Origin of the sequence: Serratia sp. FS14, assembly GCF_000695995.1 — a bacterium.
Lineage (GTDB): Bacteria > Pseudomonadota > Gammaproteobacteria > Enterobacterales > Enterobacteriaceae > Serratia > Serratia nematodiphila.
Genome location: NZ_CP005927.1, coordinates 1,568,883 through 1,591,170, shown reverse-complemented (window position 1 = coordinate 1,591,170; position 22,288 = coordinate 1,568,883). Strand labels below are relative to the sequence as shown.

The window sequence follows — 22,288 nt, the reverse complement described above, 5'->3', positions numbered from 1 at the left end:
GCCGCAAACTGCGCAGCGGCATTTTTATTTAGCAAGGGGACAACATGGACATTACCGCAACCGCCAACGCGCTGTTGCCGCTGCTCGGCGGTAAAGAGAACATCGCCAGCGCCGCCCACTGCGCCACGCGCCTGCGCCTGGTGCTGGTGGACGACAGCAAGGTGGACAAAGAGGCCATCGGCAAACTGGACGGCGTCAAAGGCTGCTTCAGCAACGCCGGCCAGATCCAGGTGATCTTCGGCACCGGGCTGGTCAACAAGGTGCATGCGGAATTCATCAAGGCGGCGGGCGTCAGCGAATCCAGCAAGACCGAAGCCGCCGATATCGCGGCGAAAAAGCTCAACCCGCTGCAGCGCATCGCCCGCCTGCTGTCGAATATCTTCGTGCCTATCATCCCGGCGATCGTCGCTTCCGGCCTGTTGATGGGGCTGCTCGGCATGGTGAAAACCTACGGCTGGGCCGATGCCAACAGCGCGTTGTTCATCATGTTGGATATGTTCAGCTCGGCGGCGTTCATTATTCTGCCGATTCTGATCGGCTTCACCGCCGCACGCGAATTCGGCGGCAATCCCTATCTGGGCGCCACGCTCGGCGGCATTTTGACGCATCCGGCGCTGACCAATGCCTGGGGCGTCGCCGGAGGGTTCCACACCATGAACTTCTTCGGTCTGGACATCGCCATGATCGGCTACCAGGGCACGGTATTCCCGGTGCTGCTGACGGTGTGGTTCATGAGCCTGTTGGAAAAACGGCTGCGCAAGGTGATCCCCAACGCGCTCGATCTGATCCTGACGCCGTTCCTGACGGTGGTGATCTCAGGCTTTGTCGCCCTGCTGTTTATCGGCCCCGCCGGCCGCGCGCTGGGCGATGGCATCTCCTTCGTGCTCAGCACGCTGATTGCTCATGCGGGGTGGTTAGCCGGGCTGCTGTTCGGCGGCCTCTATTCCGCTATCGTCATCACCGGCATCCACCACAGTTTCCACGCGGTAGAAGCCGGGCTGCTCGGCAACCCCAATATCGGCGTCAACTTCCTGCTGCCGATCTGGTCGATGGCCAACATCGCTCAAGGCGGCGCCTGCCTGGCGGTCTATTTCAAAACCCGCGACGCCAAAATCAAAGCCATTGCGGTGCCTTCTGCCTTTTCCGCCATGCTCGGCATCACCGAGGCGGCGCTGTTTGGCATCAACCTGCGCTTCGTGAAACCGTTTCTGGCGGCGCTGGCGGGCGGCGCGCTCGGCGGCGCCTGGGTGGTGGCCAACCATGTCGGCATGAACGCGGTCGGGCTGACGGCGATCCCCGGCATGGCGATCGTGCAGGCCAGTTCTCTGGTCAGCTATATCATCGGTCTGGCGATCGCGTTTGGCAGCGCCTTTGTCCTCTCCCTACTGCTGAAATACAAAACGGACGCGCAATGATGGAAGAACTCAGCTTAATCAAACAGGCACTGCGGGCGGTAATGAACGGCCAGCCGCTCGCGCTGCGCGATCCGCACCGACCGGACTGGCATCTGGCACCCAGCGTTGGCCTGCTGAACGATCCCAACGGCTTTATCCAGCACAACGGCGTTTATCATCTGTTTTATCAGTGGAATCCGCTGGGTTGCGATCATCGCAACAAATGCTGGGGACACTGGCAGTCGGCTGATTTGCTGCGTTGGGAGCACCAGCCAATCGCCCTGGCGCCCGGCGCCTGTTACGACAGCCACGGCTGTTACTCCGGCTCGGCGGTGGTGGCGGAAGGCAAAATCACGCTGATCTACACCGGCAACGTGAAATTCCCAGACGGCTCACGCACCGCTTACCAATGCCTGGCTCAGGAAAGCGAACGGGGCGAATATCGCAAACTCGGGCCGGTGCTGCCGCTGCCGGAGGGCTACAGCGGTCACGTACGCGATCCGAAAGTGTGGCGTCATCAAAATGACTGGTACATGGTGCTCGGCGCGCGTGACTTGCAGGATCGCGGCAAGGTGCTGCTGTTTCGTTCCAGCGATCTGCGCGACTGGCAAGCGCTGGGAGAGATCGCCGGTTCCGGACTGAACGGCTTAGAGGAATTCGGCTACATGTGGGAGTGCCCGGACCTGTTCTCGTTAGACGGCGACGAGGTGTTGATCTGCTGTCCGCAGGGGCTGACGCCGCAGCCGGAACGCTATCTCAACCGTTATCAGGCCGGTTATCTGCTCGGCAAGCTGGATTACCGGCAGGCGGCCTTCAGCCACGGCGAATTCCGCGAGCTGGACGCCGGCTTCGAGTTCTACGCGCCGCAGACGACGTTGGCGGAAGATGGCCGCCGCCTGCTGTTCGGCTGGATGGGCGTGCCCGAGCAAGATGAAGAAGCCCATCCGACGCGCCGTTACGGCTGGATCCACACCATGACCTGCCCGCGCGAACTGTCGCTGCGGCATGGCCGCCTCCACCAGCGCCCGGCGCGCGAGCTGCAACAGCTGCGCGGTGAGCGAGCAGGCTGGCAAGGCCGCGCCGATAACGCCCCCGCCTATGCGCTGGGGGCCGCGGAGCTGCAATTGACGCCGCAGGGCCCGTTCAACGCAACCTTTGGCGAAGCGATGACGCTGAACTGGGACGGCGAAAGGCTGCAGCTGACGCGCGCTTCCCTGACCAACGGCCGGCCGGAGCACCGTTACTGGCGCGGCCCGGTCACGCATCTGCAACTGCTGTTCGATCGTTCCAGCGTGGAGATTTTCATCAACCACGGCGAGGCGGTGATGAGCGCACGCTACTTCCCCGCGGGTGAGCCGCAACTGCGGCTGTGCGGGAGCGCGCCGCTGGCGTTGGAATACTGGCCGCTGACGCCATGCATGCTAGAATGACGCATCCTCCGATGACTTCAGATGGCGTCAGTGAAAAAAAATAAACGCATTACCATCAGTGACATCGCCACGCTGGCCGGGGTGTCGAAATCGACCGCCAGCCTGGTGCTGAACGGCCGCAGCAAGGAATACCGGGTGTCCGACGACACCCGCGATCGCATTCTGGCGCTGGCGCACGAACACCATTATCAGCCCAGCATCCACGCCCGCTCTTTGCGCTCCAACCGCAGCCACACGCTGGGGTTGGTGGTACCGGAGATGACCAACTACGGCTTTGCGGTGATTTCGCGCGAGCTGGAAACGCTGTGCCGCGAAGCCGGGCTGCAGCTGTTGATCGCCTGTACCGATGAAAACCCGGCGCAGGAAATGATGGCGGTGAACAGTCTGGTGCAGCGGCAGGTGGACGGCTTGATTGTCGCCTCCAGCCAGCTAAACGACGCGGAATACCAGAAGATCAATGTCGGACTGCCGGTGGTGCAGATGGACCGTCTGATCGCCGGTTCCGAACTGCCGCTGGTGATCACCGATTCGGTCAACTCGACCGCCGACCTGGTGGAAAAGGTCGCGCGCCAACATCCGGACGAGATCTATTTTCTCGGCGGGCAGCCGCGCATTTCGCCGACCCGCGATCGGCTGGCCGGTTTCCAGCTTGGCCTGCAGCGCGCCGGCATCGAGTGCAAACCGGAATGGATCATCAACGGCAACTATCACCCCAGTTCAGGGTACGAGATGTTCGCTCAGCTGTGCGCACAGCTGGGGCGGCCGCCCAAAGCGCTGTTTACCGCCGCCTGCGGCCTGTTGGAAGGGGTATTGCGTTATCTGACTCAACATCAGCTGATGGAGAGCGACATCCACCTGTGCAGCTTCGACGATCACTACCTGTTCGACTGCATGACGCTGAAGATCGATACGGTCGCACAGGACTGCCGGGCGTTGGCGCAACATAGCTTCGACCAAGTTACCGCACTGATCGACGAGCGGCCGCTGGAACAGAACGCGCTTTATCTGCCGGGCCGTATCCGCTGGCGCCATGCCGGTTCCCGGGCTTTGTTGGCCGAAGAGTGATATCTCTGAACCAGTAAAAAAGGGCGCCGAAGCGCCCTTTTCTGTTTCATCAGCCCGCTATTTGGCGGCGCCTTCCATGCCCACCAGCCCCACTTTCAGGTAGCCGGCTTTACGCAGGGTGTCCATCACGCTCATCAGCGTTTCATAGTCCACGCTCTTGTCCGCCTGGAAGAAGATGGTGGTTTCTTTGTTCGCCTGGGTGCGTTGATCCAGCACCGAAGTCAACTGATCGGCATTCACCGGCTGATCGCCGACGTAGAGCTGTTTGTCGGCCTTCACCGACAGGAATACCGGTTTTTCCGGCCGCGGCTGCGGCTTGGCGGAGGAGGCCGGCAGATCGACGCGGATATCTACCGTTGCCAGCGGCGCGGCCACCATAAAGATGATCAACAGCACCAACATGACGTCGATAAACGGCGTTACGTTGATTTCATGCAGTTCGCCGCTGTCGTCCAGATCTTCATTTAAGCGCATCGCCATGACTCACCCCGCCCGCAGTTGATGTGCGTGCTGTGAGCGCTTGGCTTCCGCCGTCGCGGCCAGATCCAAATCACGGCCCTGCAGCAGCAGGACCTGCGCCGCTACGTCGCCCACCTGCGCGCGATGGCCGCTGATGACGCGAGCGAAGATGTTGTAGATAACGACGGCAGGGATCGCCGCGACCAGACCCAGCGCGGTCGCCAACAGCGCTTCCGCGATGCCCGGCGCCACGACCGCCAGGTTGGTGGTCTGCGAATGGGCGATGCCGATGAAGCTGTTCATGATGCCCCACACGGTGCCGAACAGGCCGACGAACGGCGAGATGGCGCCGATGGTGGCCAGGAAGCCGTTGCCGCGGCCCATGTTGCGGCTGTAGGCCGCCACGCGGCGCTCGAGGCGGAAGCCGGTGCGCTCTTTGATGCCGTTGTTGTCGTTGGATTCCGCAGACAACTCCAGCTCATTTTGCGCGTCGTTCAGCAATACCGCGCTGACGCTCTCCGGACCGAAGTTTTGCGCCAGTTCGGAGGCTTCATCCAGCGAGCGCGCTTCGGCCAGAGCCAGCTGTTCGCGGCGCAGACGGCGCTTGGCGCGCAGCAGTTCGCTGCCTTTGGAGAACAGAATGGTCCAGGTCACGATCGAGGCCAGCACCAGGCCGATCATTACCGCTTTCACCACCGCGTCGGCGTGCTGGTACATGCCCCAAACGGACAGGTCCATGCCGCGGGTTTCCGGTGGCTGGATCGTTGGCGCCGGGTTCACCGGCGTGATGCTCTCCGGCGCGGCGGCTGCAGCAGGTGCAGGCGCGGTGGTCGGCGCAACGCTTTCGGCAACGGCCGGATTGCTCGCCGGCGCGGCCTGCGCGCTGCCGGCCAGCCCTACGACCAGCACCATAGATGCCATCAGGCTGCGGCCGAAGGCCTTGCCCCACTGCGCCCGGCCCTGGCCGAACGATCCTTGATTTAAATTCTTGCCAGCCGTTTTCACGCTGTGCCTCCACCCATTACCGATCAAAATTAAGGAATAATTCAGCGTGCGATCATATCAAACCAACCGGGGATTGATAGTGGTTCTCATTATTATTTACCAAATAAACGAGAAAATTTTAGCCAGCATCGCCACAAAGCGCCAATCTGTGTCCGTTCACCGCCAAATGCCCCTTTTATAGGGTGATTTCGTTACTTTTCTTCCACAACGACGCAACAACGCCACGCTGCCGAACGGCGTCTTGACCGATGAATGGGCTTCTCTCTCGCACCACGGCAGAAGGATGAGGCGAGAAATGCGCGCCCAACAGACAATTATAGCCGTTTCTATATCTGGAAGTTAAAACGTCTGGATGGCTATATTAACTCATGTTAACGTAAGGGCTATCGTAAACGGGCACGTGCAGAGCAACCAGAGGTGAGCCAGGTACCATGACGTCAAAACACATCGAAACCGCGCTGATCGGCGCCGGCCGCGGCAAACGCTACACCCAGGGCTCCGTCAATCCCGTCACGCAACGCGCCTCTTCTTTGGTCTTCGACTCCGTCGCTGCCAAAAAACACGCCACCGCGCAACGCGCCCACGGCGAGCTGTTTTACGGCCGACGCGGCACCCTGACCCACTTCGCCCTGCAGGATGCGATGGTGGAGCTGGAGGGCGGCGCCGGCTGCGTGCTGTACCCCTGCGGCGCGGCGGCGGTGGCCAATGCGATCCTGTCGTTCGTCGGCGCCGGCGATCACCTGCTGGTCACCGGCTCTGCGTACGAGCCGACCCAGGATTTCTGCACCCATATCCTCGGCCGCATGAACGTCAGCACCACCTATTTCGATCCGCTGATCGGCGCCGACATCGCCAAACTGATCCAGCCCAATACCCGCGTGGTGTTCCTGGAATCCCCCGGTTCCATCACCCTGGAAGTGCAGGACATTCCGGCGATGGTGCAGGCCATTCGCGCCGTGGCGCCGGACGTGGTGATCATGATAGACAACACCTGGGCGGCGGGGGTGCTGTTCAAGGCGCTGGATTTCGACATCGACATTTCTATTCAGGCCGGCACCAAATACCTGATCGGCCATTCCGATTACATGCTTGGCACCGCCGTCGCCAACGCGCGCTGTTGGGATCAACTGCGCGAGTACTCCTATCTGATGGGGCAGATGGTGGATGCCGACACCGCCTACATGGCGAGCCGCGGCCTGCGTACCCTGAGCGTGCGGCTGAAGCAGCACGAGCGCAGCAGCATCGAGGTCGCCAACTGGCTGGCGGCGCGGCCGGAGGTGGCGACGGTCAATCATCCGGCCCTGCCGAGCTGCAAGGGCCACGAGTTCTACCGCCGCGACTTCAGCGGCTGCAACGGGCTGTTCTCTTTCGTGCTGAAGGAACGGCTGGACGATACGCAGTTGGCCGCTTACCTGGACAACTTCAACCACTTCAGCATGGCCTACTCCTGGGGCGGCTTCGAGTCGCTGATCCTGGCCAACCAGCCGGAAGAACTGGAAGCGATCCGCCCGGCGGGCGGCGTCGATTTTTCCGGCACGCTGGTGCGGTTGCATATCGGCCTGGAGAACGTCGAAGACCTGATCGCCGATCTGGCGGCCGGCTTCGATCGCCTCAACGGCGTGCGCTAAGGCGGATTCCGATAATTTTCTTCGTCTCGTTTAATGTCGGCTTAAGCTATTAGCGGTACACTAACCGGGTAACTGTCAGATACGGTACCCGCCGCATCCTGGAGAACGTGACCCCGGGCGCAACCGGCATGCAACAGGACATAAAATGGATGTATTACGAGAGATTATTCATGCGCTTTGGCAGCAGGACTTTATCGCCCTCGCCGATCCAAGCGTAATTTGGGTGGTTTACGCCGTACTTTTCACCACTCTGTTTTTGGAAAACGGACTGCTGCCCGCCTCCTTCCTTCCCGGTGACAGCCTGCTGCTGCTGTCGGGCGCGCTGATCGCCAAAGGCGTGATGGGCTTTGCCCCCACTCTGCTGATTCTGACCGCCGCCGCCGGCCTCGGCTGCTGGCTGAGCTATATCCAGGGCCGCTGGCTGGGCCACACCGGCCTGGTGAAGAGCTGGCTGCTGCAACTGCCGGCACAGTACCACCAGCGCGCGCATAACCTGTTCAACCGCCACGGGCTGACGGCGCTGCTGATCGGCCGCTTCCTCGGTTTCGTGCGCACCCTGCTGCCGACCATGGCCGGCATTTCCGGGCTCAACAGCTCTCGCTTCCAGGTGTTCAACTGGCTGAGCGCGGCGATCTGGGTCTGCGCGCTGGTCGGCCTCGGCTACGCGTTCAGCCAAATCCCTCTGGTGAAACGCTACGAAAGCCAGGTGATGACCGGCCTGATGCTGCTGCCGCTGCTGCTGCTGTTTGTCGGCCTGCTGGGCGCCATGCTGGTGATCTGGCGTAAAAAACGCGCCGCCTCTTCCTGAATCGGGCGCGCTACAGCGCCTTCTCGACCAACGCCAGACTGGCAGGCAGTTTGCTCACCAGCGTATCCACCGCCAGCCGCACCTTCAGCGGCAGATGAGGCGTGTGCGGCCACACCGCATGCGCTTCAAAGGCGGCGCCCGGCCGATCGCGCAGCAAGCGCACCAGTGCCCCGCTCAACAACTGCTCACGCACCAGCCAGCACGGCAGCCAGGCGATGCCGAAACCCGCCGTCGCCGCATCCGCAATCGCCTGCAGGTCGTCCATTTGCAGCCGGTTATTCGGCATCACCTCCTGCGGCTTGCCGTCGCTATCCAATACCAGCCAGCTGCGCCGTGCGCCGGCGCGCATATAGGTCACCGCCTCATGCTGCGCCAGTTGCTCGATGCTGTGCGGTTCGCCGCACCGCTGCAGATAGGCCGGCGAGGCGCACAGCGTCATACGGTGATCGCCGATGCGGCGCGCCACCAAGCCGCTGCTGTTGGCCAGCGTGCCGTTGCGGATCGCCATATCGAAGCCGTCCTCAATCAGATCCACCACCCGATCGCTGAACGACAGCTCCAACTCCAACCCAGGATGCTCGCGCGTCAGTTCGGTCAGCAGCGGCGCAATGCACATGCGGCCAAACAGCACCGGCATCGACACCCGCAGCCGACCGCTGACCTGCCGCTTGCCCGACTCCAGCAGCGTTTCCGCGCCACGGATCTCCTCCAGCGCCCGCAGGCAGCGCTCGTAGAACAGCGCACCGTCGTCGGTCAGGCTCTGGCTGCGCGTGGTGCGATGAAACAGCCGCACCCCCAGCCGCTGCTCCAACCGGGCGATAGTTTTGCCGACCGCCGAACGCGAAAGATGCAGCCGACTGGCCGCCATTGCAAAACTGCCCGCCTCCACGGCGGTAACGAATACCGAAATACCGCTCAACCGATCGCTCATGATTTGTCGCTCTGAAAGAAACAATCTGCGGAAATCTTATCGCCACTGGCGAACCTTCATCAACGATATTATCGGCAGGTCTGTTAATCGCTGACTTTGGAGAACATCATGACCAATACAATGCAACGCTGGACGATGAGCGCCCTGGGGCGTGAGCACCTGCAGCTGAGCGCAAGCGCCATCCCACAGCCGGGGCCGCACGAAATCAGAGTGAAAGTGAAGGCTATCTCACTCAATTACCGTGACAAACTGATGATAGAAAGCGGCATGGGGCTCACACTACCGCAGCCGTTCACGCCCGCCTCGGACATGGCCGGCGAGGTCGATGCCATCGGCCCCGGCGTCAGCCGCTTTCAGCCCGGCGCGCGCGTCATTTCCACCTTCAGCCCCGGTTGGCTCGACGGCGAGCAAAAACCCTACGGCGATGCGCGCCGGGTGCCTTACCACACCCTCGGCGGTTTTTATCAGGGCGTGCTGGCGGAATACGTGATTTTGCATGAAGACTGGCTGGTAGCGGCGCCGGCGTCGCTGGACGACGTCCAGGCCAGCACCCTGCCGTGCGCCGGGCTGACCGCCTGGTTCGCGCTGGTGGAGCAAGGCAAACTGCATGCCGGCGATACGGTGCTGGTGCAAGGCACCGGCGGCGTGGCGCTGTTCGCGCTGCAGATCGCCAAAGCCCACGGCGCGGAGGTCTATGTCACCTCCGGCAGCGATGAAAAGCTGGCGCGAGCCCTGGCATTGGGCGCTAATCATGGCATCAACCGGCTGGACGGCGATTGGGTGGAGGCGATTTATGCGCTGACGCAGGATCGCGGCATCGACCATGTGATCGACACCGTCGGCGGCACCAACCTCGGCAACTCGGTGCGCGCCGTGGCGGTGGGAGGACGCATCTCGGTAATCGGCATCCTGGAAGGCAACGAGATTTCCGCTCCCGCCGGCCCACTGCTATTAAAATCCGCAGTGATTCAGGGCATCGGCGTCGGCCACCGCCGCGCGCTGGAAGACCTGGTGCGCGCCGTGGACGCCGTCAACCTGCAGCCGGTGATCGACCAGGTATACCGCTTCGATCAGCTGTCGCAGGCGTTGGATCACCTCGATCGCGGGCCATTCGGCAAGATCGTCTTAACCCCATAAACACGGCTCAGCCCTCCAGCAGCAGCGGGTTGGCCTCGCGCAGCCGGGCGACTTCATCGCTCGGCGTCATGCCGAACAGCCGTTTGAACTCGCGGCTGAACTGCGACGCGCTTTCGTAGCCGACGCGGATCGCCGCCGTACTGGCCTTCAGACCGTCATGCACCATCAACAGGCGCGCCTTATGCAGCCGGTACGACTTCACGTACTGCAGCGGCGAAGTGTTGGTCACCGCCTTGAAGTTGTGATGGAACGCCGAGACGCTCATGTTGACCTCGCTGGCCAACTGCTCGACGTTGATGCTGTCGGCATACTGATGTTCGATACGCCGCAGTGCCTTGGCGATCTGGCTGAAGTGGGTATGCCGATTGACCAACTCCTGCAGCGACGCGCCGCAGGCGCCGCGCAGCACATAATAGAGAATCTCCCGTACGATCTGCGGCCCAAGCACCCGGGCGTCGAGCGGATTGGCCATCACGTCCAGCAGACGCTCGGTGGCGCACAGCAACTCTTCCGTCATTTCCGCCAGGTTCACCCCGTTGCTCTCCGCCCGCGGTTGCATCAGGTAGTCGTCATCGCCGATGTCGATCAGCAAGTCCTGCAGCATTTGGGTATCGATATTGACCGCTAACCCAACCAGCGGCAATTCCGGGCTGGCGAAGGTTTCGCATTCAAACGGCAGCGGCACCGTCATCAGCAGGTAGTTGCGCGGATCGTATTGGAACTTCTTATTGCCGCAATAACCGACCTTGTGCCCCTGAAAAACGATGACGATCCCCGGTTCATACATCACCGGCTGACGCGGGCTGTGGCGATCGACATACAAAATCTTCACCCGCGGCACCGGCGACGGCGTGTAGCCGTTGCCGCTGGCGATAGCCATCGCCTGGCGCGCCATGCGGCTGCGCAGCGCATCGATTTCAATCACGGACACACCCTCTTACAGTCAGAACGATTCGGCATAAATCATAATTTAAAACTCGCCATTTCTACAGTGACTTGTAGGAATAGGCAAGAACCAAACAGGAATGTGCATTGTGCGTTGCCGCCCGGTTCCTGACAATACGGGCCAGACACCTTTGCGCCGCTTTGGCGCCCGCCTGACAGAAAGAGAGAAATCAACCATGCACAACTTCATTCTGCATACCCCAACCAAAATCCTGTTCGGCAAGGAGCAAATTGCCGAAGTGGCCAGCCAAATCCCGGCGGACGCGCGCATCCTGATCACCTACGGTGGCGGCAGCGTGAAGAAAAACGGCGTGCTGGATCAGGTGCATAGCGCGCTGGCCGGCCGCGACGTGCGGGAGTTCTCCGGCATCGAGCCGAACCCGACCTACGAAACGCTGATGAAAGCGGTCGAGGTGGTGAAAGCGGAAAACATCGATTTCCTGCTGGCGGTCGGCGGCGGTTCGGTGGTTGACGGCACCAAGTTCATCGCCGCCGCCGCCCGTTATACCGCCAGCAGCGACGCCTGGCACATTCTGCAGACCGTCGGTAGCCACATCGCCGACGCGGTGCCGATGGGCTGCGTGCTGACGCTGCCGGCCACCGGCTCCGAGTCCAACAGCGGCGCGGTGATCACCCGCAAAAGCAGCGGCGACAAGCAGCACTTCTTCTCACCGCTGGTGCAGCCGCGCTTCGCCGTGCTGGATCCGGTGGTGACCTACTCGCTGCCGCCGCGCCAGATCGCCAACGGCGTGGTCGACGCCTTCGTGCACACCCTGGAGCAGTATCTGACCTATCCGGTCGACGCCAAGGTGCAGGATCGCTTCGCCGAAGGCTTGCTGTTGACCCTGCTGGAAGACGGCCCGCGCGCGCTGGCCGAGCCGGAGAACTATGCGGTGCGCGCCAACGTGATGTGGAGCGCCACCATGGCGCTGAACGGCCTGATCGGCGCCGGCGTGCCGCAGGACTGGGCGACCCACATGCTGGGCCATGAGCTGACCGCCATGCACGATCTCGACCACGCGCAAACGCTGGCCATCGTGCTGCCGGCGCTGCTGCACGAGAAGAAAGCGCAGAAGCGCGAAAAACTGCTGCAGTACGCTGACCGCGTCTGGGGCCTGCGCGAAGGCAGCGAAGACAGCCGCATCGACGGCGCCATCGCCGCCACCCGCGCCTTCTTCGAGCAGATGGGCGTGCCGACCCGCATGGCGGATTATCAGCTCGACGGCAGCAGCATTCCGGCGCTGCTCGACAAGCTGCATCAGCACGGCATGACCGCCCTGGGGGAGCATCAGGACATCACCCTGGACGTCAGCCGCCGCATTTATGAAGCGGCGCGTTAATCGCAAAACGGCGATTTTTTGCTAGGCTTTAGTCTCCGCCAGCCATTTTCGCCGCATCCTGCGCCCGGCCGATCACCGGGCGCAGTCGGGCGCTTCAGCGCCGCCGATCGTTTCGCACCACTCGTCTTACCGCTCATTCGCAGGGAGAGCGGGGAGAAAATCGCCCTCCCGCCACCGCTGAAATTAGGCTGGCAAACCCGGCAACCGCCCATTTTGCCAACTAGAATTTATCTATAGCCGTTTCGGCGCCGCAGGCGCCGCAATCCGTACACAAGGAGATGCGCATGACAACGCAACAACCCATCATCAAACTCCACGATGGTAATCTGATGCCGCAGTTGGGTCTCGGCGTTTGGCAGGCGAGTATTGAAGAGACCACCCGCGCGGTGAGCAAAGCGCTGGAGATCGGTTACCGCTCCATCGACACCGCCGCGATCTACAAGAACGAGGAAGGCGTCGGCGCCGCGCTGCAGTCCAGCTCGCTGCCGCGCAGCGACCTGTTCATCACCACCAAGCTGTGGAACGACGATCAGGGCGATCCGCTGGCGGCGCTGGAAACCAGCCTGGAAAAACTCAAGCTGGACTATGTGGATCTGTATCTGATCCACTGGCCGCGCCCGCAGCAGGATCAATACGTCTCCGCCTGGCGCGAACTGATCAAGCTGCGCGAGCAAGGCCTGGTGAAAAGCATCGGCGTGTGCAACTTCCATACGCCGCATCTGCAGCGCCTGCTGGATGAAACCAACGTAGCGCCGGTGGTCAATCAGATCGAACTGCACCCGCTGCTGCAACAGCGCCAGCTGCGCGCCTGGAACGCTACCCATCACATCGCCACCGAATCCTGGAGCCCGCTGGCGCAAGGTGGTGAAGGCGTGTTCGACCAGCCGCTGATCAAGGCGCTGGCCGAGAAATACGAGAAAACCCCGGCGCAGATTGTGGTGCGCTGGCACCTGGACAGCGGTCTTATCGTCATCCCGAAATCGGTCACGCCGTCGCGTATCCGCGAAAACTTCGAGGTATTTGATTTCAAACTCGATAAGGACGAGCTGGGCGAGATCGCCAAGCTGGACGTCGGCAACCGCCTGGGGCCGGATCCGGATACCCTGTAACCCCCTCAAGCCCTCTCCGGCCGGAGGGGGCTTTTCCTTCCCGCACATTGCTCCCTTGCGCCGCCTGACGTTATGATGACGACGCCGGAGGCTCCAGCCGCCGGTTCACGCCGTTAAAAAAACAGACAAGCACGGAGCACCATGAAATTTTCTTTCTCACACGGGTCACGGCTGGGCATGCTTTGCATCATGCTGGTGCTGGCGGGTTGCGCCGGCAAGAAACAGCGCGTCAGCTACGATCGCCACGCCTTCGACAGCGCCATTAAAGACGCCGCCAGCGAATACGGCGTGGACGCCAAGCTGATCACCGCCATGATCCAGGTGGAGTCCGGCTTCAACCCTTCCGCAGTGAGCAGATCCAATGCGATCGGCCTGATGCAGCTGAAAGCCGATACCGCCGGCTGCGATGCCTATCGCTACAAAGGCAAACGCGGCTGCCCGGACGACGATGACCTGCGGGATCCCGACACCAATATCGATCTTGGCGCCGCCTATCTGGCCACCTTGCAAAAACAACAGCTTAAAGGGATCGCCAATCCCGTCACGCTGCGCTACGCCACCATCATCGCCTACGTCAACGGCACCGGCGCGCTGCTGCGCACCTTCTCCAGCAACCGTCAGCAGGCCATCGCGATGATCAACAACCTGTCGCCGGAGGCCTTTAACTGGCACGTGCGCAAATACCATCCCGCGCCGCAGGCGCCGCGCCATTTGATGAAAGTGGAAGCCGCCTACGAGCAGCTGTGACGCTCAAAAGTAAAAAGGAGAACCCGGGGGTTCTCCTTTTTGTTTACGCACGCGGTGCGGCCGTTACGGCTTGGCCTTGCGAATCGGTTTGCGCGGCGGCCGGTTGGACGGCGTGCGCTGCCGATTGATGTCGGTATGCTTGGTCAACGCCGGTCGGGTGTGGCGCTGCAGCCGTTTCGCTTCGCGCTGCTCGTCGATGCTCGGCGCCGGCACCAGACACTCGCGGCGGCTGCCGATCAGGTGCTTCAGCCCCATCTCTTCCAGCGCGGTGCGGAGCAGCGCCCAGTTGGCCGGATCGTGGTAACGCAGCAGCGCCTTATGCAGGCGACGCTGGCGCTCGCCGCGCGGCACCACCACGTCTTCACTCTTGTACCCCACCTTGCTCAGCGGGTTTTTGCCGCTGTAATACATGGTGGTGGAGTTGGCCATCGGCGAAGGATAGAAGTTCTGCACCTGATCGAGGCGGAAACGGTTCTTCTTCAGCCACAGCGCCAGGTTCACCATGTCTTCATCGCGGGTGCCCGGGTGCGAAGAAATGAAGTACGGGATCAGGTACTGCTCTTTGCCCGCCTGCTTCGAATAGTGATCAAACAGCTGTTTGAAGCGATCGTAGCTGCCCATGCCCGGTTTCATCATTTTCGACAGCGGGCCTTCTTCGGTGTGCTCCGGCGCGATCTTCAGGTAGCCGCCGACGTGGTGGGTCGCCAGTTCCTTGATATAGCGCGGATCTTCCACCGCCAGATCGTAACGTACCCCGGAGGCGATCAGGATCTTCTTGATGCCCTCCAGCGAACGCGCGCGGCGGTAAAGCTTGATGGTCGGCTCGTGGTTGGTATCCATATAAGTGCAGATCTCCGGATACACGCACGAGGCGCGGCGGCAGGTCTGCTCGGCGCGCGGGTTGGTGCAGCGCAGCATGTACATGTTGGCGGTCGGGCCGCCCAGATCGGAGATCACGCCGGTAAAGCCCGGCACTTTGTCGCGGATCTCTTCGATTTCGCGAACGATCGAATCTTCCGAACGGCTCTGGATGATGCGCCCTTCGTGCTCGGTGATCGAACAGAACGAACAGCCGCCGTAGCAGCCGCGCATGATGTTCACCGAGAAGCGGATCATGTCGTAGGCAGGAATGCGCTCCTGACCGTAGGACGGGTGCGGCACGCGCTGGTAAGGCAGGGCGAAGACGCTGTCCATCTCCGGCGTGGTCAGCGGGATCGCCGGCGGGTTGATCCACACGTAGCGATCGCCGTGTTTTTGCATCAGCGCGCGGGCGCAGCCGGGGTTGGTTTCATGGTGCAAAATGCGCGAAGTGTGCGCATACAGCACCTTGTCGCTCTTCACTTTCTCGAAGGACGGCAGCAGCACGTAGGTCTTCTCCCACGGCTTCGGCTTGGCGGCGCGCACCGTGACAGGCTTGGCTTCCGGCTCCTTCGGTTTGGCGCCGTCGGCGCACGGCAGATCCTCGCCGTACGGGTTCGGGATAGGTTCGATGCGGCCCGGCTTGTCGAGGCGGGTGGAATCCACGCCGCTCCAGCCCGGCAGCGCTTCTTTACGCATCACCGCGGTATTGCGAATATCGTGGATATCGCCGATCTTCTCGCCGGCGGCCAGACGGTGCGCCACTTCCACCAGCGGGCGTTCGCCGTTGCCGTAGATCAGCATGTCGGCTTTGGAGTCCACCAGCACCGAGCGGCGCACGGTATCCGACCAATAGTCGTAGTGAGCGATGCGACGCAGGCTGGCTTCGATGCCGCCCAGCACGATCGGCACGTCTTTATAGGCTTCTTTGCAGCGCTGGCTGTAGACCAGGGTGGCGCGATCCGGGCGCTTGCCACCGACGTTGCCGGCGGTGTAGGCGTCGTCGTGGCGCAGTTTGCGATCGGCGGTATAGCGGTTGATCATCGAATCCATGTTGCCGGCGGTGATGCCGAAGAACAGATTCGGTTTTCCCAACCGCATGAAGTCTTCTTTGTTGCTCCAGTCCGGCTGCGCGATGATGCCGACGCGGAAGCCCTGCGCTTCCAGCATGCGGCCGATGATCGCCATGCCGAAGCTCGGGTGATCGACATAGGCATCGCCGCTGATGATGATCACGTCGCAGCTGTCCCAGCCCAGTTGATCCATCTCTGCCCGCGACATCGGTAAAAACGGCGCGGTGCCATAACATTCCGCCCAATAAGGCTTATAAGAAAACAGTTCACGATCGGGTTGGATCAGGCTGGTGGTGCTCATTCTGCTGCTCTTTTTACAGGTTAATTAATCGCCGGGCGGCGATTATACGCACTAGTGGCAAAAAGAGCATGGTTATTTCGCTAACCATTCACCTCGAATTCATAAACGTCGCTGCGGCACAAGATATCGCTGAACTCCAGCGCCTCGCCCCGGGCGTTGCGGCTGGTTTGGATGATGTGCAACAACGGCGCGCCGCACGGCACGTTGAGCAGTTCGGCGACCTCGTCGCTGCAGGACACCGCCTTCAACAAAAAGTGTTTATCTTCAGGCACGATGCCGCGCGATTGCCATAACGCATACAGCGAGTGCTCCAGCTGCGCCGGTTCAGGCAGGAAGCGCAGCGGAATATAGGTGGTTTCCAGCGAGACCGGGCTGCCGTTCAACAAGCGTAAACGCCGCAGTTTGATCACTTCATCCCCCTCCGCCAGCCCCAACGCCGCCGCGGCCTTGGCCGGCGCGCCGACTCGGGTGCGCAGCAACCATCGATTGCTGACGCGGCTGCCATGACGCAGCGCCTGAGCGGTGAAACCGCTGTCCTTATCGAGGGAATAGCCGATGCGCATCGCCACGCGGGTGCCAACGCCCTGCTGCCGCGAAATCAGCCCCTTCTCCTCCAGCAGCTTCATCGCCTTGCTGACGGTGACACGCGACAGCGCCAAACCTTCCGCCATCTGCCGTTCCGGCGGAAGAAATGCCTCCGCCGCCAACACCTGCTGCCTGATCGCGGTTTCTATCGCCGTCGCCAGCTGAATATAACGCGGCGCTACCGCCCCCTGGGCCAGATGGCCACGCAGCCAGGCCATAAAATCCGTCATTCGCCCGCCCTCTTGCCTATGCCATTTGTCTGGATTTCGTTTTTTATCCTATCGCCGATCCGGCGATAAGCCCCTCACCTTAACTAAAATATCGCTAATGTTTTCAGAGTGGCATCACAATTTTTGCCTAATGGACTTTCATTGGATCTAGATCGCGCGTAATCTGTGCGTATTGATGTTGATACATCAATCGCACCAACACCAGGGACCCACTTTAAAAACAATAATAAACCCGCTGCCAGCCCTAAAGGATACCCTTGATGGCCGGTAGCGGGTCTATACTGTCAGCACAAACGGCCGAGAATAAGCAACGTAGCTAATGGATAGCCTGCTCACTGCTCATCGCCACATCACAGGATCCCCTCGCGGTGGGCGAACCGGATCGATGTCGGCAAATAGAAAGGTTCCCGCTTCGCCAAACCCCGCTGCAGACCCACTCTTTGACTACACTCATTGGCGCCGTGCGGCCGACGTGCCTCACCCGATAAGGCGGATACTGCCCTCATTTTGACAGACCCGGCGGCATCAGCCGCTACACACTGCGCGGAATCGGCGTCTTCACCGACAACGGGATAGCCGGCCTCAACCGCGCCAACGGAATCGATTTTCAGTCAACTGCGGCGGCCCTCGCGGCCCTGCGCAACAGGGATCATTTGCTATGACCGATATCAATCGCAATGAAGCATGGAAGGTAGAAAGCACCGGTATCGACCGGGTGCCGGACGCGGAACAGACCGGTAAGCCCATCGAGCTGTTTTGGATCTGGTCGGCAGCCAATATCGGTATTCTCGGCGTGGTGTACGGCGCCATCATCGTCGGCTTCGGCTTATCCTTTCTGCAATCGGTACTCGCCGCGCTGGTCGGCGTCGCCAGCTTCGTGCTGGTCGGCCTCACCAGCTTCGCCGGCAAGCGCGGGCGCACCTCTACGCTGACGCTCTCGCGGGTGATTTTCGGGCTGAAGGGCAACGTGGCGCCCACCCTGTTCAGTTGGATCAACCTGATGGGCTGGGAAGCGGTCAACGTGATCACCGGCACCCTGACGCTGGCGGCGCTGTTCGAGGCCTTCGGACTGGGAACCAGCCACCTGCTGACCGCGCTCAGCCTGCTGCTGTTCGGCGGGCTCACTGTCGTCGTCAGCCTGCTGGGGCAAAATACCGTGGTCTGGATGCAAAGCTGGTTCAGCCGCATCTTCGGCACCATGACGCTGATTGTGGTGCTCTATATCCTGTTCAATACCGAGTGGAGCCAGGTGCTGGCGCTGCCATCCGGCAGCTGGCTAACCGGTTTCCTGCCGGCGGTATCGGTGATCGCCGCCGGCACCGGCATCAGTTGGGCAATCGCCGGCGCCGATTACAGCCGCTATCAAAGCCCGAGCTCGTCGAGCAAAGGCATTTTCGCCGCGGTGATGGGCGGTGCCTGTTTGCCGCTGATGCTGCTGATGCTGGCCGGTATTCTGCTTTCCGTACAGCTCCCCGATCTGGCCAGCGCCGCCAACCCCATCGCGCTGATAGGCTCGGTGCTGCCCGCCTGGATGGCGATCCCTTATCTGCTGGCCGCCACCGCCGGCATCGTCACCATCGCGGTGCTCAGCCTGTATTCCGCCAGCCTTAACCTGCTGACCATCGGCGTGCAGGTCAAACAGTGGCTGGCGGTATCGATCGACGCCGTGTTGGTGCTGGGTATCGCCCTGTATGTGCTGTTCATCTCCGGCGACTTTATGGGGCCGTTCATCTCCTTCCTGGTGTTCTGCGGGGTGTTCCTGGCGGCCTGGGAGGCGATTTTCCTGCTCGATTACCTGTGCCTGCGCCGCCGCCACGGGTATGATGGCAACGCTTTGTACGGCCTGCATGGCCAGAACCGCGGCGTGCGCAAAGCCCCGCTGTTCTGTTGGTTCCTCGGCGCCCTGTGCGGCCTGCTGGTCACCAAAACCGGTTTTATCGACGGCCCGCTGGCCAAAGGCTTGTTTGCCGACTCCAGCCTGGGGCTGTTTGTGTCGTTTGCGGTTAGTCTGATCGCTTACGGTCTGTACCTGATCCAACGCAGAGAACATCAATGAATGAGTGGGAAGCTGTAACACCTGTCCTGGTGATGGGGGGCGCGGTCGGCGATCTGGTGATGACGCTGCCCCGCCTGCCGACCAGCGGCGAAGATATCGAAGCCCAGCCGCAGGCGCGGCAAATCGGCGGCTGCGCGTTCAACGTAGCGCGCGCGCTGACGCGCCTTGAAGTGCCGGTGATCAACGGTATGCCGGTCGGCAACGGCGAATGGGGCGCGGCGATCGAAGCCGCCATGGGCGAACTGGGGCTGGAGGTGCTGTTGCGCCACGGCCAGATGGACAACGGCTGGTGCCTGGCGCTGGTGGAACCGGACGGCGAACGCACCTTTATCACGGTTTCCGGTTGCGAAAGCCAATGGAATAAAGCGCAGCTGGCGACCCTGCCGCTGACGGAACACACGCTGATCTACGCCAGCGGCTACGAGCTGGCCGGTGAAAACGGCGAAGCGCTGCGCGAGTGGCTGACGCGCATGCCGTTCGACCAACCGCGCCTGATCGATCCCGGCCCGCGCATCGCCCAGCTCAGCGAAGATTTCTTCGCCATGCTCAGCGACAGCCACACCCTGCTGACGCTTAACCGCGACGAAGTGGCCACGCTGTGCGGCGCCGGCGACGCCGTGGAGGCCGCACAGCGCTATGCCGCCGCCCGTAATCTGACGCTGATTTGCCGCCTGGATCGCGACGGCGCGTGGATCTGCGACGGCCGCACGCCGCCGCTGCACGTTCCGGCCTATCCGGTAGAGGTCGTTGACACCATCGGCGCGGGCGATGCCCACTGCGCCGGTTTGCTGGCGGGCCTGTCCGCCGGCTGGCCGCTGCCGCAGGCGGTCGATCTGGCCAACCGGGTCGCCGCTTGCGTGGTGGCCAGCCTCGGGGCCGCCAATCCGCCGGACCAGCAGCAGCTGCAGCAGCGCTTCCCGCAGGCCTGACGTTTCAGGGCGCAGCAAAGCCGCGCCCTCTGCCTCACTGCGCCGCCGCCGCGTTCTCCTGCGGCAGGTGGCGATAGTTGAAGCTCAACGCGAACACAATCCCCAACACCAGCGTATACAGCGCAAACACCAGCCAGATGCTCTGCCAGTCTTTCACGCCGTCATGGCTGAAGAAGTCCACCACCTCACCGCTGGCGAGCGCCCCCAGATAGGCGCCCAAACCGTTCACCATGGTCATGAACAGCCCCTGCGCGCTGGCGCGGATGCGGTGATCGGCCTCCTTCTCGACGAAGATGGCGCCGGAGATATTAAAGAAGTCGAACGCACAGCCGTAGACAATCATCGACAGCAACAGCAGCACGAAACCAAAGCCGACCGGCGTGCCGTACGCCAGGAACAGAAAGCGCAGCGTCCAGGCCGCCATGCTGATCAGCATCACCTGCTTGATGCCGTAACGGCGCAGGAAGAAGGGTATGGTGAGGATAAAGAACACTTCAGAGATCTGCGACAGCGACAGCAGCACCGCCGGATACCGGACGCTGAGGCTGTCCTGATACAGCGGATTGAGCGACAGATCGTGCAGGAACGGGTTGCCGAAGGTATTGGTTATCTGCAGCGCCGCGCCAAGCAACATGGCGAACAGGAAAAACAGCGCCATGCGCCGCTGGCGGAACAACACCAGCGCATCCAGCCCCAACACGCTCACCCAGCTCTTCGACTCGGCCGCGCGGTTGGTCGGGCAGCGCGGCAGCGTCAGCGAGTAGGCGGACAGCAGCAGCGAGGCCGCAGATGCCAGATACAGCTGCAGGTTGCTGAGCTCGATGCGGCTGAAACCGACCAGCCACATCGCCAGAATGAACCCCACGGTGCCGTACACCCGCACCGGCGGAAAGTCCCTCACCGTGTCAAAGCCGTGTTTCTCCAGGCAAAAATAGGAAATGGCGTTGGAGAGCGCGATGGTCGGCATATAGACCATGGCATTGAACAGCATCACCCAGAACATCAGCATCGGTTGCTCGACCTGCGCTGCGCAGTACAGCGCCAGCGCCCCGAGCAGGTGGCAAAGCGCATACAGATAGTTGGCCTTCATCCACCGGTCGGCGATGATGCCCGCCAGGCCCGGCATGATCAGCGCGGCGATGCCTTTGGCGCTGTAAACCATCCCCACCTGCATGCCGCTGAAATGCAGCGTGTTGATCATGTAGGAGCCCAGCGTCACCAGCCAGGCGCCCCAGATAAAGAACTGCAGGAAAATCATGACTTTTAATCGTGTTTTTATCGCCATCGCCATCACCTTGTTATTATGCTTTCAACGATGATTGGTGCGGCGGGCCCCTGCAGCCCGCCGCCGGTTTGCTTACGGTGTCACAGCGTTTTGAACAGCTCGCGGATCAGGCGCATGAAATCGTCCGCCGCCAGCGCCGCGCAGCTGAGCGTTTGTTCGTGAGAAAGAGGCGTATCCGACAGCCCTTCGGCGTAGTTGGTCATCGCGGACACCACCAGCACCTTGAGGCCACAGTGGCGCGCCGTCAGGACTTCCGGCACGATCGACATGCCCACCACGTCGCAGCCCAGGGTCTGCATCATGCGGATCTCCGCCGGCGTTTCGAAGTTCGGCCCGGTGTAGGCGGCGAATACCCCTTCCGCCAGCGGGATGCCCGCGCTTTCGGCCACCGCCGCCAGCCGGGCGCGCAGATCGCGATCGTAGGCGTTCGCCAGGCTGAAGAAGCGCGGCCCGAAGCGATCGTCGTTGGCGCCGACCAGCGGTGATTCCGGCATGAAATTGATGTGATCGGTAATGGCCACCAGGCTGCCCGGCGCCACCGAACGGCGCAGCGAACCGGCGGCATTGGTCGCCAGCAGGAATTCGCAACCCAGCAGTTTGAAGGTGCGCACTGCGGTGGTCATCACCTGCATGCCACGCCCTTCATAGAAATGACCGCGCCCTTTCATGCACAATACCGGCACGCCCTCCAGCTTGCCGGCGACCAGTTGCCCGGCGTGGCCGGCGACGCCGCTCACCGGGAAGCCCGGCAGCTCCGCGTAATCGAGGGTGACGGTTTCGGTCATCACCTCCGCCAGGGCGCCGAGCCCGGAGCCGAGAATCAAGGCCGCTTTCGGCTGGAAACCCGGCAGGCGTGCGCGGACGACATCGGCGCAGGTAAAAGCATCTTCTTGATTAAACATCGTATTCTCTCTTTCAGCGGGGGATAATAAGCCCCATAGTAGAGAGCGAGGCGCGGCCGAGACCAATACAT

General features: G+C 61.8%; 19 protein-coding genes. 11 read left to right on the top strand and 8 right to left on the bottom strand.

Features of this window, described 5'->3' with window-relative positions:
* Positions 1-44: 44 nt before the first annotated feature.
* Genes L085_RS07300 through L085_RS07290 form a run of 3 tightly spaced genes read left to right on the top strand, consistent with a single transcriptional unit; the run spans position 45 to position 3,889 of the window.
* On the top strand, positions 45-1,415 hold the full coding sequence (locus L085_RS07300) for a sucrose-specific PTS transporter subunit IIBC (RefSeq protein ID WP_044030438.1): 1,371 nt from the start codon (positions 45-47) through the stop codon (positions 1,413-1,415).
* Complete coding sequence (locus tag L085_RS07295; RefSeq protein WP_044031943.1) at positions 1,415-2,824, top strand: sucrose-6-phosphate hydrolase; 1,410 nt, start codon at positions 1,415-1,417, stop codon at positions 2,822-2,824. Before L085_RS07300 ends, L085_RS07295 begins: the two co-directional genes overlap by 1 nt.
* Positions 2,825-2,845: 21 nt before the next feature.
* Positions 2,846-3,889 (top strand): LacI family DNA-binding transcriptional regulator, encoded by a 1,044-nt coding sequence (locus tag L085_RS07290; protein ID WP_015379068.1) that lies wholly within the window; start codon positions 2,846-2,848, stop codon positions 3,887-3,889.
* 57 nt (positions 3,890-3,946) lie between these two features.
* On the opposite strand, the gene exbD is transcribed toward L085_RS07290, so the two are convergent.
* Together exbD and exbB are read right to left on the bottom strand one after the other, a co-directional pair.
* The gene (gene exbD / locus L085_RS07285; RefSeq protein ID WP_004937307.1) at positions 3,947-4,369 is read right to left on the bottom strand and encodes a TonB system transport protein ExbD; all 423 of its coding nucleotides are present in this window, start codon (positions 4,367-4,369) and stop codon (positions 3,947-3,949) included.
* A gap of 3 nt (positions 4,370-4,372) precedes the next feature.
* Positions 4,373-5,353 (bottom strand): tol-pal system-associated acyl-CoA thioesterase, encoded by a 981-nt coding sequence (gene exbB, locus L085_RS07280; RefSeq protein ID WP_004937304.1) that lies wholly within the window; start codon positions 5,351-5,353, stop codon positions 4,373-4,375.
* A gap of 431 nt (positions 5,354-5,784) precedes the next feature.
* On the opposite strand from exbB, the gene metC reads away from it, so the two are divergent.
* Both metC and L085_RS07270 read left to right on the top strand, forming a co-directional pair.
* Complete coding sequence (gene metC, locus L085_RS07275; RefSeq protein WP_044030437.1) at positions 5,785-6,981, top strand: cystathionine beta-lyase; 1,197 nt, start codon at positions 5,785-5,787, stop codon at positions 6,979-6,981.
* 145 nt (positions 6,982-7,126) lie between these two features.
* On the top strand, positions 7,127-7,789 hold the full coding sequence (locus L085_RS07270) for a DedA family protein (protein ID WP_004937300.1): 663 nt from the start codon (positions 7,127-7,129) through the stop codon (positions 7,787-7,789).
* A 10-nt stretch (positions 7,790-7,799) separates the two neighbouring features.
* Here the strand turns inward: L085_RS07270 and L085_RS07265 are convergent, their stop codons facing one another.
* The gene (locus L085_RS07265) at positions 7,800-8,720 is read right to left on the bottom strand and encodes a LysR family transcriptional regulator (protein ID WP_044030436.1); all 921 of its coding nucleotides are present in this window, start codon (positions 8,718-8,720) and stop codon (positions 7,800-7,802) included.
* Between the two features lie 108 nt (positions 8,721-8,828).
* On the opposite strand from L085_RS07265, the gene L085_RS07260 reads away from it, so the two are divergent.
* Positions 8,829-9,857, top strand: coding sequence for an NAD(P)-dependent alcohol dehydrogenase (locus L085_RS07260; protein WP_015379071.1), 1,029 nt, complete (start codon positions 8,829-8,831; stop codon positions 9,855-9,857).
* Between the two features lie 7 nt (positions 9,858-9,864).
* Here the strand turns inward: L085_RS07260 and L085_RS07255 are convergent, their stop codons facing one another.
* Positions 9,865-10,782 (bottom strand): AraC family transcriptional regulator, encoded by a 918-nt coding sequence (locus tag L085_RS07255; protein ID WP_015379072.1) that lies wholly within the window; start codon positions 10,780-10,782, stop codon positions 9,865-9,867.
* A gap of 196 nt (positions 10,783-10,978) precedes the next feature.
* Between L085_RS07255 and yqhD the strand changes: the two genes are divergently transcribed.
* The 3 genes from yqhD (at position 10,979) to L085_RS07240 (ending at position 13,998) form a co-directional block, all read left to right on the top strand.
* A complete protein-coding gene (yqhD, locus tag L085_RS07250) occupies positions 10,979-12,142 on the top strand; it encodes an alcohol dehydrogenase (RefSeq protein ID WP_015379073.1) in 1,164 nt (387 codons plus the stop codon).
* Positions 12,143-12,426: 284 nt separating this feature from the next.
* Entirely contained in the window at positions 12,427-13,251 is an 825-nt protein-coding gene (gene dkgA / locus L085_RS07245; RefSeq protein ID WP_004937289.1) for a 2,5-didehydrogluconate reductase DkgA, read from the top strand.
* 141 nt (positions 13,252-13,392) lie between these two features.
* Positions 13,393-13,998, top strand: a complete 606-nt coding sequence (locus L085_RS07240; RefSeq protein ID WP_004937286.1) for a transglycosylase SLT domain-containing protein — start codon at positions 13,393-13,395, stop codon at positions 13,996-13,998.
* Positions 13,999-14,061: 63 nt separating this feature from the next.
* Here L085_RS07240 and L085_RS07235 read toward each other — a convergent pair whose 3' ends face one another.
* Both L085_RS07235 and L085_RS07230 read right to left on the bottom strand, forming a co-directional pair.
* Positions 14,062-16,230, bottom strand: coding sequence for a YgiQ family radical SAM protein (locus L085_RS07235; protein WP_044030435.1), 2,169 nt, complete (start codon positions 16,228-16,230; stop codon positions 14,062-14,064).
* A gap of 80 nt (positions 16,231-16,310) precedes the next feature.
* Positions 16,311-17,045: a GntR family transcriptional regulator gene (locus L085_RS07230; RefSeq protein WP_044030434.1), complete on the bottom strand. Its 735-nt coding sequence runs from the start codon at positions 17,043-17,045 to the stop codon at positions 16,311-16,313.
* Positions 17,046-17,703: 658 nt separating this feature from the next.
* Here L085_RS07230 and L085_RS07225 point away from each other — a divergent pair.
* Positions 17,704-19,101 carry a cytosine permease gene (locus tag L085_RS07225; RefSeq protein WP_044030433.1) on the top strand — a complete coding sequence of 466 codons (1,398 nt, stop codon included), beginning with the start codon at positions 17,704-17,706 and terminating at the stop codon, positions 19,099-19,101.
* The gene (locus L085_RS07220; RefSeq protein WP_033632069.1) at positions 19,098-20,030 is read left to right on the top strand and encodes a PfkB family carbohydrate kinase; all 933 of its coding nucleotides are present in this window, start codon (positions 19,098-19,100) and stop codon (positions 20,028-20,030) included. Before L085_RS07225 ends, L085_RS07220 begins: the two co-directional genes overlap by 4 nt.
* A 34-nt stretch (positions 20,031-20,064) precedes the next feature.
* Here the strand turns inward: L085_RS07220 and L085_RS07215 are convergent, their stop codons facing one another.
* Both L085_RS07215 and xapA read right to left on the bottom strand, forming a co-directional pair.
* Positions 20,065-21,315 carry a nucleoside permease gene (locus L085_RS07215; protein ID WP_015379077.1) on the bottom strand — a complete coding sequence of 417 codons (1,251 nt, stop codon included), beginning with the start codon at positions 21,313-21,315 and terminating at the stop codon, positions 20,065-20,067.
* 80 nt (positions 21,316-21,395) lie between these two features.
* Positions 21,396-22,217 carry a xanthosine phosphorylase gene (gene xapA, locus L085_RS07210; RefSeq protein WP_004937273.1) on the bottom strand — a complete coding sequence of 274 codons (822 nt, stop codon included), beginning with the start codon at positions 22,215-22,217 and terminating at the stop codon, positions 21,396-21,398.
* Positions 22,218-22,288: the final 71 nt, after the last annotated feature.

Bases quoted from the DNA above. Each gene is read 5' to 3' on its own strand.
- L085_RS07300 (WP_044030438.1), top strand. From the start codon at position 45: ATGGACATTACCGCAACCGCCAACGCGCTGTTGCCGCTGCTCGGCGGT.
- L085_RS07295 (WP_044031943.1), top strand. From the start codon at position 1,415: ATGGAAGAACTCAGCTTAATCAAACAGGCACTGCGGGCGGTAATGAAC.
- L085_RS07290 (WP_015379068.1), top strand. From the start codon at position 2,846: ATGGCGTCAGTGAAAAAAAATAAACGCATTACCATCAGTGACATCGCC.
- exbD (WP_004937307.1), bottom strand. From the start codon at position 4,369: ATGGCGATGCGCTTAAATGAAGATCTGGACGACAGCGGCGAACTGCAT.
- metC (WP_044030437.1), top strand. From the start codon at position 5,785: ATGACGTCAAAACACATCGAAACCGCGCTGATCGGCGCCGGCCGCGGC.
- L085_RS07270 (WP_004937300.1), top strand. From the start codon at position 7,127: ATGGATGTATTACGAGAGATTATTCATGCGCTTTGGCAGCAGGACTTT.
- L085_RS07265 (WP_044030436.1), bottom strand. From the start codon at position 8,720: ATGAGCGATCGGTTGAGCGGTATTTCGGTATTCGTTACCGCCGTGGAG.
- L085_RS07260 (WP_015379071.1), top strand. From the start codon at position 8,829: ATGACCAATACAATGCAACGCTGGACGATGAGCGCCCTGGGGCGTGAG.
- yqhD (WP_015379073.1), top strand. From the start codon at position 10,979: ATGCACAACTTCATTCTGCATACCCCAACCAAAATCCTGTTCGGCAAG.
- dkgA (WP_004937289.1), top strand. From the start codon at position 12,427: ATGACAACGCAACAACCCATCATCAAACTCCACGATGGTAATCTGATG.
- L085_RS07240 (WP_004937286.1), top strand. From the start codon at position 13,393: ATGAAATTTTCTTTCTCACACGGGTCACGGCTGGGCATGCTTTGCATC.
- L085_RS07235 (WP_044030435.1), bottom strand. From the start codon at position 16,230: ATGAGCACCACCAGCCTGATCCAACCCGATCGTGAACTGTTTTCTTAT.
- L085_RS07230 (WP_044030434.1), bottom strand. From the start codon at position 17,045: ATGACGGATTTTATGGCCTGGCTGCGTGGCCATCTGGCCCAGGGGGCG.
- L085_RS07225 (WP_044030433.1), top strand. From the start codon at position 17,704: ATGACCGATATCAATCGCAATGAAGCATGGAAGGTAGAAAGCACCGGT.
- L085_RS07220 (WP_033632069.1), top strand. From the start codon at position 19,098: ATGAATGAGTGGGAAGCTGTAACACCTGTCCTGGTGATGGGGGGCGCG.
- L085_RS07215 (WP_015379077.1), bottom strand. From the start codon at position 21,315: ATGGCGATAAAAACACGATTAAAAGTCATGATTTTCCTGCAGTTCTTT.
- xapA (WP_004937273.1), bottom strand. From the start codon at position 22,217: ATGTTTAATCAAGAAGATGCTTTTACCTGCGCCGATGTCGTCCGCGCA.